At 44.4% G+C, this 12,768-nt stretch carries 15 protein-coding genes; 8 read left to right on the top strand and 7 right to left on the bottom strand.

Annotated features, from left to right (window positions below; translation table 11 throughout):
- Positions 1 to 81: 81 nt before the first annotated feature.
- Positions 82 to 474 carry a hypothetical protein gene (locus tag LZG72_RS22595; RefSeq protein WP_233877399.1) on the bottom strand — a complete coding sequence of 131 codons (393 nt, stop codon included), beginning with the start codon at positions 472 to 474 and terminating at the stop codon, positions 82 to 84.
- Positions 475 to 1,127: 653 nt separating this feature from the next.
- Between LZG72_RS22595 and LZG72_RS22590 the strand changes: the two genes are divergently transcribed.
- Positions 1,128 to 1,388, top strand: coding sequence for a hypothetical protein (locus LZG72_RS22590; RefSeq protein ID WP_233877398.1), 261 nt, complete (start codon positions 1,128 to 1,130; stop codon positions 1,386 to 1,388).
- A gap of 17 nt (positions 1,389 to 1,405) precedes the next feature.
- On the opposite strand, the gene LZG72_RS22585 is transcribed toward LZG72_RS22590, so the two are convergent.
- Positions 1,406 to 2,980 (bottom strand): VCBS repeat-containing protein, encoded by a 1,575-nt coding sequence (locus LZG72_RS22585; RefSeq protein WP_233877397.1) that lies wholly within the window; start codon positions 2,978 to 2,980, stop codon positions 1,406 to 1,408.
- 367 nt (positions 2,981 to 3,347) lie between these two features.
- On the opposite strand from LZG72_RS22585, the gene LZG72_RS22580 reads away from it, so the two are divergent.
- The gene (locus LZG72_RS22580; RefSeq protein WP_233877396.1) at positions 3,348 to 3,629 is read left to right on the top strand and encodes a hypothetical protein; all 282 of its coding nucleotides are present in this window, start codon (positions 3,348 to 3,350) and stop codon (positions 3,627 to 3,629) included.
- Between the two features lies 1 nt (position 3,630).
- On the top strand, positions 3,631 to 3,984 hold the full coding sequence (locus LZG72_RS22575) for a hypothetical protein (protein WP_233877395.1): 354 nt from the start codon (positions 3,631 to 3,633) through the stop codon (positions 3,982 to 3,984).
- On the opposite strand, the gene LZG72_RS22570 is transcribed toward LZG72_RS22575, so the two are convergent.
- Positions 3,951 to 4,238 carry a hypothetical protein gene (locus LZG72_RS22570; RefSeq protein WP_233877394.1) on the bottom strand — a complete coding sequence of 96 codons (288 nt, stop codon included), beginning with the start codon at positions 4,236 to 4,238 and terminating at the stop codon, positions 3,951 to 3,953. The two genes, LZG72_RS22575 and LZG72_RS22570, sit on opposite strands and share 34 nt — an antisense overlap.
- A 180-nt stretch (positions 4,239 to 4,418) precedes the next feature.
- Here LZG72_RS22570 and LZG72_RS22565 point away from each other — a divergent pair, with 180 nt between their 5' ends.
- A complete protein-coding gene (locus tag LZG72_RS22565; protein WP_233877393.1) occupies positions 4,419 to 4,748 on the top strand; it encodes an XRE family transcriptional regulator in 330 nt (109 codons plus the stop codon).
- Between the two features lie 423 nt (positions 4,749 to 5,171).
- Here the strand turns inward: LZG72_RS22565 and LZG72_RS22560 are convergent, their stop codons facing one another.
- Positions 5,172 to 5,645 (bottom strand): hypothetical protein, encoded by a 474-nt coding sequence (locus LZG72_RS22560; protein ID WP_233877392.1) that lies wholly within the window; start codon positions 5,643 to 5,645, stop codon positions 5,172 to 5,174.
- Positions 5,646 to 5,812: 167 nt separating this feature from the next.
- Here LZG72_RS22560 and LZG72_RS22555 point away from each other — a divergent pair, with 167 nt between their 5' ends.
- Positions 5,813 to 6,400 (top strand): hypothetical protein, encoded by a 588-nt coding sequence (locus LZG72_RS22555; RefSeq protein WP_233877391.1) that lies wholly within the window; start codon positions 5,813 to 5,815, stop codon positions 6,398 to 6,400.
- Between the two features lie 68 nt (positions 6,401 to 6,468).
- Here the strand turns inward: LZG72_RS22555 and dgoD are convergent, their stop codons facing one another.
- The gene (dgoD, locus tag LZG72_RS22550; protein ID WP_233877390.1) at positions 6,469 to 7,617 is read right to left on the bottom strand and encodes a galactonate dehydratase; all 1,149 of its coding nucleotides are present in this window, start codon (positions 7,615 to 7,617) and stop codon (positions 6,469 to 6,471) included.
- 70 nt (positions 7,618 to 7,687) lie between these two features.
- Entirely contained in the window at positions 7,688 to 8,974 is a 1,287-nt protein-coding gene (locus tag LZG72_RS22545; protein WP_233877389.1) for a YihY/virulence factor BrkB family protein, read from the bottom strand.
- 135 nt (positions 8,975 to 9,109) lie between these two features.
- On the opposite strand from LZG72_RS22545, the gene LZG72_RS22540 reads away from it, so the two are divergent.
- Entirely contained in the window at positions 9,110 to 9,496 is a 387-nt protein-coding gene (locus LZG72_RS22540; protein ID WP_233877388.1) for a response regulator, read from the top strand.
- A gap of 2 nt (positions 9,497 to 9,498) precedes the next feature.
- On the opposite strand, the gene LZG72_RS22535 is transcribed toward LZG72_RS22540, so the two are convergent.
- Complete coding sequence (locus LZG72_RS22535; RefSeq protein WP_233877387.1) at positions 9,499 to 9,666, bottom strand: hypothetical protein; 168 nt, start codon at positions 9,664 to 9,666, stop codon at positions 9,499 to 9,501.
- 14 nt (positions 9,667 to 9,680) lie between these two features.
- Here LZG72_RS22535 and LZG72_RS22530 point away from each other — a divergent pair, with 14 nt between their 5' ends.
- Positions 9,681 to 12,116, top strand: coding sequence for a PAS domain S-box protein (locus tag LZG72_RS22530; RefSeq protein WP_233877386.1), 2,436 nt, complete (start codon positions 9,681 to 9,683; stop codon positions 12,114 to 12,116).
- A 153-nt stretch (positions 12,117 to 12,269) separates the two neighbouring features.
- A complete protein-coding gene (locus LZG72_RS22525; protein WP_233877385.1) occupies positions 12,270 to 12,761 on the top strand; it encodes an RNA polymerase sigma factor in 492 nt (163 codons plus the stop codon).
- Positions 12,762 to 12,768: the final 7 nt, after the last annotated feature.

Genomic DNA, 12,768 nt, shown 5'->3' with positions numbered 1-12,768 from the left:
TATGAAATAGGGAGACTTACTAAAAACAAAACGCCTCCCGCCCGATATGAGCAGAAGGCGTTTTGTTTGTTTGAATCGCGGTTATCCCAAAGAAACGACACGTTGCGTTTCAGCGGTCTGCGTATTCAACTCGATGTCTTTTACTTCTTTGTGACGGCCGTCGTTCAGGATCACTTTGTAAGATCCGTCGGGAAGCTGGCTCAGATCAAATCTTGTGCGGGTGGCGGATGCATCTTTATCGATGGTTTTCGACGCCAGCGTGTGTCCCAGCTGATCGACAACACTTAGCGAAACCTCTTTGTCTGACTTAATGACATTTACGTCGATCTTCCCATTGATGGAAGTAACAACCCAGAATTTGGTTTCGACACCTTCCGAAACGGAGGTTGAATTTCCATTGTCGGCTTTCGCAAATCCTGTTGAAGAGAGAGCAAGTGAACATGTCAAAAATACGGATGCAATGATCGTTTTCATGGTAGCTTTATGTTTAAAAGTGATTGGTTAAAATTCGCGAAGAGCACCATTGCTCCCGACTTCTGATACAATGTTAACCGCCCTTTTCCGCCCCACAAAGCAAACTCGACAGAGAGGCACAGAACAACGACCAACCAGCTGAATGTCGTCACAAATGGCTAAAAATGAGGTATTTGTAAATGTAAATGCGGATTAATAGATCAGAAAGAGGAATTCGTGGAGTAGCTTAATGGTTTCATTGAGTTTGGCAGGATTTGGTTACAAAAATGAGCTGGGAGATGCCAGAATATTTCGTATTTTCGACCATAAATTTCAACACACGCTTTAATACGATGGTAAAAACACTTGTTGATCCAAAGACCAAGACTGCAATGGAATATAGCGAGATAGAATATAGAGGCGAGCGGTACATTCTGAAATTCCCAGAGTCATTTGTAGTATCCCAAGAAGGTAACGGTACTCTTTTACAGAACGAACAACTTGATCTTTATGCCTCCGGAAAAACAATTCGGGAAGCAACCGAAGATTTATTTTTCCAGTTTTCCCACTCCTATCACCGATTCGTAGATATAGATGACTCGAAACTATCCAAGCGGTTATTAGCAGTTAAGAAGTATTATCAGTTTTTGGTTAAATCAGTCGAAATAATTTAAATGGCGTCAATTAAAACGGCAAAAGTTGAAAAGAGTTTATTAAAAAAAGGCTTTGTTCAATCTGACACACACCATCATTATTTTGAATTTCATCATGAGGGCGTATTGATGTCCCGAACGTACACCAGTCATAGCGGCAAGGACATTGATGATTATCTCATTACACAAATGGCAAAGCAATGCTTAATGAAGCGTCCCTTTTTTATTGAGTTTGTGGAGTGCACTAAATCCAAGGAAGATTATCTGACCACTTTACAGTAAGTTTTACCGAACAACAACTACCGTACCGTATTCTCTAAAACAATAACCGAAGGCCCGTCCGACAACCACTTTTTCCCAAGTCCTGTGGTATCACCTTGCGGTAGAAAATAAACGAAAGATCCCAAAACAAGATCGATATCTCCATCGGCATCCATATCACCGGCATCCATCACCACCCAGCGGCCCTTTGTCGCTTCGCGGAAGGAGTAATCTTCAAACTTCATTTTCCCTTTATTTTCCAGATAAATAAAACTCTCCTCAGGATAACGCTGATAATCCGGGAAGAAGGAGATGGCAGCAATATCAAGGTCACCATCCAAATCATAATCGCGCACCATGGCTTTGTATGCGCCATTCAAATGATAGAAATACGATTGTTTAAAATTGGATTTTCCGTCATTAAGGAAAATGTAAACCCCATGGTACTCTTTTAAAACCGGCGTTTTATCTGCATTGTCGCCACATACATAGATGATGTCATCAAATCCGTCTTTGTTAAAATCTGCCAGTTCAATGTATTGCGAACCATTAAGTGGCAAAAAAGACAGCAGCCGCTTTTCCAGAAATTTACCCGACCCCTGGTTTTCATATAAAAAAACACCTTCATCCGCCTGCGCCATCAGCACATAAACATCCGGTAAACCATCTTGATTGGCATCTTTGATAATCGCCGTGATCGCTCCGGGTTTATCACGCAAAACCTGTTTCTCGTACCCACCTTTTCCATTGTTTTGGTACCAGACCAATTGACCGGTTTCATTGCCAAATTCACAGGCAACCGCATCTTCAAACCCATCTTTATTCAAATCTCTGAATGCCATTGAAACCGGCCGGCGCAAATTTGAAATAGGGATATCTGCCGGTTTGTATGCCGGCTCCGATCCATTCTTTACAAATCGTTGCATTGCCCCATCAGGCGCATCCGTCGGGAAAACACCTTTTCCAATCGTTGTTAGTAGTAATTCATTTGCATTTTCATAAAAATGAATGGGCGTTGCTGCTAATGGAATGCTGTAATTTTCTTTCAGGTCCGGAGTCAGGAATGTCAATACATTTCGTCTGTTTTTTGAGTCACTAAATGCGATCCCGCGTTTATCCGGTAGGATTTTAACCATGCTCGTAAATGCAGGCCTGTGATTAAATGAAGATTCTTTGTATTTGAAATGCTTCAGTCCCATCCGGATTTTGCTTTTCCGAACGGGGTCAGGAATGGTATCCGGCGCATTATCCAGATAATGCTTCACGATTTTGACCCAATCCTCTTTTGCCAGAACCGGCGTTTCCGGGAAGATACCTGCATTACGCACAATTTCCCCGCTCACACCGGCATCAAACAAACTATCCGGCCTGAACCCACCACTATATACGCCCATTCGATGCCCCATTGCCGGAAGAACATCTTTCCAAACGCTTTTAGTCAATAATTCCGGTTTCACAAATCCGTGGCAGCGGCTGCAATGGGCGATTGAGAGTTCCTTTCCGGAAATTCCCGATGCAGTAGGTTCTTTGAATTCAGTTTTTCCGGATTGCTTTTTGGAGGTGCAGGAGATAATGAGGGTTAGTAAAATGTAAAATGTGAAAAGTGTTCTCATATACAAAGAAACCAAAATTAACTTTTTCGCTGCAGTCTATTGATAATTTCATCTGGCATCGTCATTTCACCAGTGCTTCTTCCCATCATCTACCTTTAAATACTCCATCCACTCCGAACAATAATTCCCTGTATCTCCTATACTTTTTACTTAAGTAAATTCCGTGGCGTTCAACTTCTCACCAAAACAAAAACGTTAATTACCTGTAAGTTTCATCACAAACTAAATTCAATTTAACCCTTCTATGAACAATAATTATCTCAGAAGACATGAGGAGAGCCTTAAATCTTCAGAGTTACTCATCTCCAATCATGCGCATTACAGCAACAGCATCCATTGCTCTTATTACGCTGTATTTCAGTACTTAATGCATTTTCATAAAGTCAGAGGCTCGCGAATAGCCAGGGATAGAGATAAATTGGCAGGCACTGGATCTCATGAATTGATCATTAGTGCTACCTTTGACATTCTGTTTACAATAGATCGTCAGAAAGCGGGTTATTTCTATAAAGAAATGGTCAGATTGAAAGCAGAGCGAGTGATTGCAGATTACAAGGAGCAGCACATCGATTACGCAAGGAGCAGCGTGGCATACGAAATGGCGAAAAAGCTCACTACGGTTCTTTCAGAAATTATAAACACCAAATAACATGAAAAAGGAAAACAAACTAATTATCAAACTTCTGAATGCGCTTGCTGCAAAGCACAACAACATGTCCTTTTTATATGGTTTTGACGTATGTGCAAATCAGCATGTGATAGAAGTAGCGCCAACTGAAAGTTATGAAGATGAACGATATCAAATGGACGAGGTTGATGCCGTTGCAGAGTTTTTGTCCAATTTCCCTTATCAGAGTATATTGTTTCTAAGTAATGACCCATATCTAAAAGTCGAGAACCCAATTTATGACACTGCGGCAACTATCCGTAAAGTGAAGCCAACCAGGCGGTCGGCTTCCTCTTCAATTTTTCAGCGGAATTCCATCAAAGGTTTAGTCAAATAGCCAACCCGAATCCCGTCCTCCTCAATACATTGTCCCAAAAACTCCTTTGCCGACCTTTCCGAGTAATCATCTACAAAAAGTCGGGCAGTTCCGGCATCCCTAAATTCAGCCACCCTTTCTACCATTAACTCAACCCCGGATGAGTTGATCACAAATGCTGATATCCGGACAATTTCTTTGCCATTTTCGCTACAATCACGATGGAGGCATACTTCGGTTTGTGTTTCTGACAGGGTAATGATTTTGAAGTTCATAATGTGTTTTGGATTAATGTGAGATGTGAAATGTGAGAAGTGAAATGTCTATCACGGTAGTTTGTTATATTTACCGATATGACACGAACACGTAGTTATCTTCAAATATAGTTAACTTTTGGTAATTTTTATAAGTAATAGTTAATTATTTTTAATTTTAGTTAATAGTTTGTTGGTTTGATGACTGATAGAATAATTGCTGTCTTTAAAGCAAAAAATCTAAATCAAAAGGCGGCTAGTCAGCTCCTAAAAGTTTCCGGTGCGAAAATGAGCAAGGTAATGTCCGGTGAACAAACATTATCCGGCGAAGCGTTTGGCACCCTTATTAATGAATTCGACATTCACCCGAACTGGCTTTTTGGATATATCGGAACTGCAGATGAGGTTATCTATATGAAGGAATTAGTCCCCAAAAGCGAACTGGAAAAGCGCGATCAGCTGATTCAGGAATTGAAAAATGAATTGGGGGAAGTTTACAAGCAACTGGCAGAGGAACGCCGGAATAAATAAAAATAAACCAACGAGCTCATTGATTTGAGCTCGTTGGCGTGAAATTCAATTTTCCGTTTGTAACTGAGAGCTCGAACAAATCATTGTTTTCAATGGCTTCATCGGTTTCATCAAAGATTATTTTTTGGAAAGGCTTATTTAATGAGGTTTTCCCCTGTGGTCCCGTTTTCGGATAGATGTAACTGAGATAAATCTTGTTATCCATTACATATGCATAGAAGTAAGCACGAAATCCGCCTCTGTCGCCGAGTCTCTTCTTAATTATGTTGAAACGGTTGCTGCCAGAAATTGTAGAGCCATGGCGAATTTGTTCATCTGAACAATTGAAGAAGTTGTCGATAACTTCCCGCTCGAGTAGTTTATACGAATTATACTTGATCAGCTTTTTAAATACTGACTTGAAACGTTCGGTGCAATAAACGATCATTGCAACCCCAATAATTTGTTTACGGATGCCATAAAGTCTTTGTCTTTTCGAAGATCAAAAAAAATACTTTCGGCATCATCAACGACTTCGGTCAGGTCATCGAGCTTGTACAAAAACAAATCGTAATACTCTCTGGAAATACTGCTTTTAAGTTCGGACCCCCTGGTCTTTACGCTTTCAATGACGTTACGAAGAGACGAAATAATGCTGTTGACTTTGGGAAGCTCTTCGTCGTTAACCTGAAATGCAGTAAGCTTTTCAACTGCATACGTGAGCACATCCACAGCGTCCATCAAATGCTCTGCGATATCGACCGGTTTATATTCCGGAGGTGTTGTTTCCGAAGGATCGCCGTGAAAAATGCTGCGGATGTTGTAACTTATTTCATCCAGGTACTTTCTGGTCCCGTCCAGATCGGTCGTGGCCAGTTCCTCTTGTGCTGTTAACATGCTCATTGGTTTGATTTTCATAAGGTTGCAAATTTCATCCAATGGAACGTGAGGTATTGAGACACAATTTAGGTAAAAGCATCGCGAAATTCAACCAGTCACCTTTTTTGAGTTTGTTTAAACTTCTTATTGTATCATTGTAAAAACCATTTCTCAATCCAAAATCCCATTATCTAATCCCGACACCTATGCTCTTCACAATGAAGCATTTAAATGATATAAAATCCGGTAAGATCTCTCTCGCATTTCGCAAATGGAAAAAGCCGGGTGCCAAAAGTGGCAGCCGCATTCAGACAGGTATCGGACTGGTGGAAATTACTTCGTTTGCTGAATGTGGCCGGGAAACAATAACTGAGCAGGATGCTGTTCAGGCTGGTTTTAGGGATTTGAAATCGCTTTTGGCGGTACTTGATAAGGTGGCGGAAGGTACCATATATAAGATCGGCGTGAAGTATTTCAGCGAAGATCCGAGAATTGATTTACGACAAAAAATGGAGATAACGGACGAAGAATTTGAGGCATTAAAAGAAAAGCTGGACCATCTCGACAAAGGTAGCAAGCTGGGTAGCTGGACGATTAAAACCTTGAAAGCGATCCAGGAAAATCCGATGTTGCGTGCGGCCGATCTGGCAGTAAAGGCCCGAAAGGAAAAAGAATGGCTGAAACTGAATATCCGCAAACTCAAAAACCTCGGCCTGACCGTTAGCCACGAACCGGGCTATACGCTTTCGCCACTGGGTGAATCTGTTCTGGAAAGATTAACTCAATCAAAATAAATTCGTGCATCATTCGTGCATCCGTGGCAAAAACAGTTAATGCCACGGATGCACGAATGAAACACGAATTACCATTCGGCGGCGCTGCCGTCCTCGTGCTGCCAAAGCGGATTTTTCCAATTGTGGCCTACTTCCGACATTTTGCGCACCTGCGCCTCATCTACCTGAATGCCCAATCCCGGCCCGGATGGAATCTTCACAAATCCATTCTCGTAGCTGAAAACCGATTTATCTTCCAGGTAATCCATCAGATCATTTCCCTGATTATAATGGATTCCCAAACTTTGCTCCTGAATAAATGCATTGTGGCAAGTCGCGTCAACTTGCAAACATGCTGCCAACGCAATCGGTCCGAGCGGGCAATGCGGGGCTGCCGCCACGTCGAACGCTTCGGCCATGGAAAGGATCTTTTTGCATTCGGTAATGCCTCCTGCATGTGATAAATCCGGCTGGATAATATCTGCATATCCATCCGTTAACAGGTTTTTAAACTGCCAGCGGCTGAACATTCGTTCGCCGGTCGCAATAGGAATGCAGGTATGGTTCGCGATTTCACGCAGCGCCTCATTATTTTCAGGCAAAACCGGCTCTTCAATAAACATCGGGCGGAACGGTTCCAATTCTTTCGCAAGTACTTTCGCCATAGGCTTATGCAACCGCCCATGAAAATCCACGCCAATATCCAGTCCATAACCCACTGCCTCACGGATCGAAGCTACTCGTAACAGTACCAGATCAATCTTCTCATACGAATCGATGTACTGCATTTCATCGGTCGCATTCATTTTAATGGCTTTAAAACCACTGTCCATAGATAGTTTCGCTGCATTCGCGACATCGGCCGGACGATCACCGCCGATCCAGGAATATACTTTTATTTTATCCCTGCATTTACCACCAAGAAGCTGATAAACAGGCGCATTATAAAATTTTCCTTTTATGTCCCACAAGGCTTGATCGATCCCGGCGATCGCGCTCATCAGGATCGGCCCGCCGCGGTAAAAACCGCCCCGGTACATCGTATTCCAGTGGCCTTCAATGTCCATCGGATCTTTGCCGATCAAAGTTTCCATGAGTTCGATGACCGCCGCTTTTACAGTCGCAGCCTTACCTTCAATGACCGGTTCGCCCCAGCCGATGATGCCTTCGTCTGTTTCAATTTTTAAAAATAACCACCTCGGAGGTACCTGGAACAGTTCGTAACTTCTGATTTTCATTTTGCTGTTTTGGGTTTATAATGCCAATCGGCTTGAAAATTACGAAGTTTATGTCTGGTATCATCGCCCGTTATTCCTTGTTGAACCGCATCAAAATATTTTTCAGCGTCCGCTGCAGATTCTCGCGGTAAAAAAGAGTTAATGCGAGGATGATCAGCGTTGTTCCGATCAGGATCACGTAGCCCAGATAATAACTGTCGAGCGCACGGTTGAGCAATTGCCCCAAAATGAGCACGATCGTGATCGCGATACAAAATGCGATCAGGGCAACAATCCCATAATACGTGGCCGGGGATGCGAATTTTGCGACAAATGCATTGAATTCCGCCCGGATCTGATCCAGTTTATCATCGATAAATTGTGTTACATGGGAAAATATTCCGTTTTTAACCTCGCTTGTTACCTTTTCGGTCGCAGCATCTGCGCCCGCGACAGCTGCTGCTGCGGCGGCTGGTGTCGTTTCCAATTCTCTCCTTGATATCAATACTGCATGCTCATTCGGGGAAATGGCTATACCGTCCGACCGCGCGTAAACCTTGGTAAATTCCGCCCCGAAATAGAGTATGATGGAGGAATAATAGATCCAGGTAAGCAGGATCACGATCGATGCGGAAGTCCCGTAAGCCGCGCCAAGATCCGACTGCCCCAGGTAAAAACTGATCGCAAACTTTCCGATCGCAAACATAATGGACGTAAATGAAGCCCCGACCAGGCATTCTTTCCAGCGCACATGACCGTCGGGTAACACTTTGAAGATCACAGTAAAAAGCGCCGCGATGATTACCAGCACCAGCCCGACATTTAATACAGAAAAAATAACCACCGAAACCTCGGAAAAGTATCTTTCCAATCTGTTGCTCAGTACGTCAACCAATGCATTTACCCCCAGTGACACAATAAGAAGAAAGCCTAATGTGATGATGATCGAGAAAGATAAAAGACGGTTTTTGAGATATTGCAGCCAGCTATGCTGAGGTTTGGACTTAATGGACCAGATGTAATTGATCGAATCCTGAATTTCCGCGAACACCCCGGTTGCACCGATGAGAAGCGTTACGCCTCCGATCGCCGCGGCCATGTTTGACTTGTTGGTGATCGCCGCGTTTTTAATCAGCTCCTGAACCTGCGCAGCAGCCTGTTTCCCGACAAGTCCGCTGATCTGTGCAAACAATTCCCCCTGAAACGCCTCTTTACCATAAAAAATGCTGACGATCGAAATGATCAGCAGCAGCATGGGGGCGATAGAAAAAATGGTATAGTACGAGAGTGCCGCAGAAAGTTTGAGCACGTTATCGTCTGAAAACTCGGAAAAACTCTCTTTAAGCAGCGAGATAATGAATTTGACACGTCGCATCATGGATTAAGGAGTTATCATGAAAATGCCATTCTCACTAAAAAACTTTGCCAGCGAAACATCAAACCGATTATTATCTTTGCAGCCAGTAAAACAGTTATGTAAAGCAGATATCTGCTTTGGAATTCACCCCCCTTGATGAGTAGTTACAAAACGATATACCTCGCAGACGATGATCCGGACGATCGCTTTCTGATTATGGAAGCGATCAGAGAAACAAATAAGAAGGTTAATGTGGTGGAGGTGACGAACGGGCTGGAACTTTTAAATACGATCCAGCAACTCACGGACCCTTCTCAGGCGTTGATCCTGCTGGACATGAATATGCCGCTCATGAATGGACTGGAAGCCATTGTGGCGATCAGGACCAACCCCATTTTTTCCGACATCCATGCCACCATGATGTCTACCTCCTCGGATCCCTCGCTCGCCGAACGGGCGTTTAAAGCGGGTGTCAACAGCTATTTTACCAAACCTGATACTTTTGAAGGGTTCGTTTCCATGGCTCAACAACTGGTGGTTTAACATCATTTATCTTCATTTCTTTCCCGAAGCGGATGCATCTGCTTGGTCATTAGTAAGTTTTCCCGGAGTCCGGGAACAACTTTTGCTTTGGTCACATCAAGCGTAGTAACCGCAGTATAATTATCCCAATGCGGAAAGTTGTACTCATTACGGACCGCTATCACACGCAAAAGACCTTTAATTAATGACTGAAAGTGACTATTCCTATCCAGATCAACCCCTCAATGGGCGGGTTGATATAAATCTTGCTTTGAAAGCGGCCGGCCTGGGGGTCTGGCAGCTTGATATTAAAACAAATACCATCAGTTGGGACGATCAGTGCCGACAGCTCTTTGGTCTGGCGGAAGGTAATAGCCTGCCTTACGAAAAGGCGATCAGCTATATCCATTCAGACGACATTGCCGGAGTAGAAGATGCATTGGGCCAGGCATTGAATGCGACCGGTAACGGTTACTACGACCATACCTTTCGCACAACAGGCGCGGACGATGGAATACTGAGATGGGTACGGTTTCGGGGCCAGATCTATTTCGACGATCATGGCGCACCGCACCTTTGTGCGGGACTGGCACAGGATGTCACCAGCGAAGTGGTTGCCAGGAAGAAATCGGAGAAAAGTCAGGCACAACTTGCAGCAGTGGTTGAAAGCGCGCCGGCAGCCATCGGCTTGTTTGTGGGGCGCGACCTGATCGTGGAAATGCCTAATCAGGCGTTTATAGATATTGTGGGAAAAGGCCCGGATATCGTCGGAAAACCACTCCGTGAAGTCATGCCCGAACTGGAAAATCAGACTTTTCTTCAGATACTGGATGATGTTTATACTACCGGTATCATGTACCAAAGCTTTGGGATCCAGGTGGATATCGTGCAGCACGGTGTGATGACCCACAATTTTTACAACATTACATACACCCCTTTACGCGATGCGCAGGGAGAGGTATACGCCATTCTTGATATCGCAATTGACGTAACCGAAAAGATACAGGAGCAAAAAAAGATTGAAGAGAGCCGCATGGCCCTCCTCTCCCTTTTCGAGCAGTCACCCATAGCCATTGCGATGATCCGCAAAGAAGATCTCGCTTTTACCATGGCTAATCCATTTTATGGACAGCTGGTGGGTCGCAGTCCGGAAGAATTGGTGGGAAAAACGCTTTTGGAAGCAATGCCGGAGCTCGCCGGCCAGGGATTCGACACCCTTCTAAGAAATGTTACCGACACGGGCATTCCGTTCATTTCGCATGAGCAACCCGTTGATATCATGCGTAACGGTCAGATAGAGACCATTTATGTGGATCTCACCTATCAGTCACAAAAAGAGTTGGACGGTACCACAAGCGGCATTCTGGTAATCGCCACAGATGTGACCCAGCAGGTGAAGACACGCAAGTCGATCGAAGAGGCGGAGGCTGTTTTGCGCGGTGCAGTCGACCTGGCGGACCTGGGTACCTGGGAGATAGACCTCAAAACCGGCGCGTTGAATTTCTCCAACAGATTAAGAACGTGGTTTGGCTTTGAACCTCACGAGATGATTACGGAGAAAAGGACCTTTGAATGCATTCGCGCCGAAGATCATGCACAGATCAGAGAGTCGATCACACACGCAATTAAACCTGGGACAGACGGGTTATATAATGCCGAATATACGATCGAGGTACCCAGGACCGGGAAGCAGCGGATCATCAAAGCGCAGGGAAAGGCAATGTTCAATGATCAGGGCGAAGCATATAAGGTGATCGGTAGCGCCCATGATGTAACCCAGATCCGGAAAACCCAGCTTGCACTTGAAGAAAAAGTACAGGAACGGACGGAGGAACTGGCGGCCGCAAATGAGGAACTGGCCGCGATAAATGAGGAATATTATGCGATTAATGAAGAGTTATCGGAGTCAAACAGTCTGTTGGTCAAATCAAATGAAAACCTTCAGAAATTTGCTTATATCGCTTCCCATGACTTGCAGGAGCCACTGAGAAAGATCCAGGCATTTTCAGATCTGGTGATCCGGCGCCATGCCGATGCACTCGGCGACGGTGCCAGTCACCTGCTGCGGATACAGGCCGCTGGCAAAAGAATGTCAAACCTCATCAAAGACTTGCTTTCGTTTTCACGCATTTCCCTGCATCAGGAAGAAGCCGTCCCGGTTTCGCTTTCATGGGTTGTAAACACCGTTATATCAGACCTCGAAATTGCAATCCAGGAAGCTGGTGCGACCATTACTGTGGATTCGTTGCCGATCATCCGTGGTGACGAATCACAACTTGGGCAATTATTCCAGAACCTGATCAGTAATTCGCTCAAATTCAGAAGGCCAGACCAGAAATGCGAAATCCACATAACCTCTAAAATCACCCCATCGGTGGATTTACCGGCGACGGTCATCCCTACGCGCGGGTCATCAAATTACTACTGCGTGGAAGTGGGTGACAATGGTGTCGGGTTTAGTGAGCAATATGCCCACCGTATTTTTGAAGTATTTCAAAGGCTCCATACCAAAGAAGAATACGAAGGTACGGGCATCGGACTGGCGATTTGCGAGCGTGTGGTCGCCAATCATGGCGGAGCGATCGCAGCGAACAGCCAACCCGGAGAAGGAGCTGTTTTCAGCATCTATTTTCCGTGTTAATGCACCCAAAACTGTTTCAGATAAAGATATAAACAGTAAGTACACCCTCACCAAAACTGGCAACGTCACCCAGAATCACTGCGGGTTTTAAAGAAACATGTAATTTTTCCCCTCCTCCTGCGACTAATGTATTAAACTGTACTTTAGTCCCACATGGAAAAACAATTCGTAGTCCTTCTCAATCAACACCGCGGGATTGTTTTCAAGATCTGCAAAATGTATTGTCACGACGCAGAAGATCGCCGCGATCTGTTTCAGGAGATCGTATTTCAGCTTTGGAGAGCATTCCCCACGTTCCGGCAGGAATCCAATGTAAGTACCTGGATTTACCGCATTGGGATGAATACCGCTATTTCCAATTTTCGAAAAGAAACACGCAGGCAATCCCCTATCGCATTTTCAAAAATGGAATTCCATATCCCCGATTTATTCGAAGAAGACGACGGTTCCCCGGAAACTGCATTGCTTTATCAGGCCATCGAACAGCTTGGCATCGTCGAAAAAGCCATCGTGCTGCTCTATCTCGATGACAAAAGTTATGAAGAAATGGCCTCGATACTGGGAATAAGCAAATCCAACGTAGGTGTAAAACTCAGCCGCATTAAATCAAAACTTGAAAACCTGGTAAAATCTCTAACTCTTTAAACTAGAA

Origin of the sequence: Dyadobacter sp. CY323 (assembly GCF_021390245.1) — a bacterium.
GTDB lineage: Bacteria > Bacteroidota > Bacteroidia > Cytophagales > Spirosomataceae > Dyadobacter.
The sequence above is the reverse complement of the archived record's forward strand: the minus strand, read 5'-3'. Positions and strand labels throughout refer to the sequence as shown.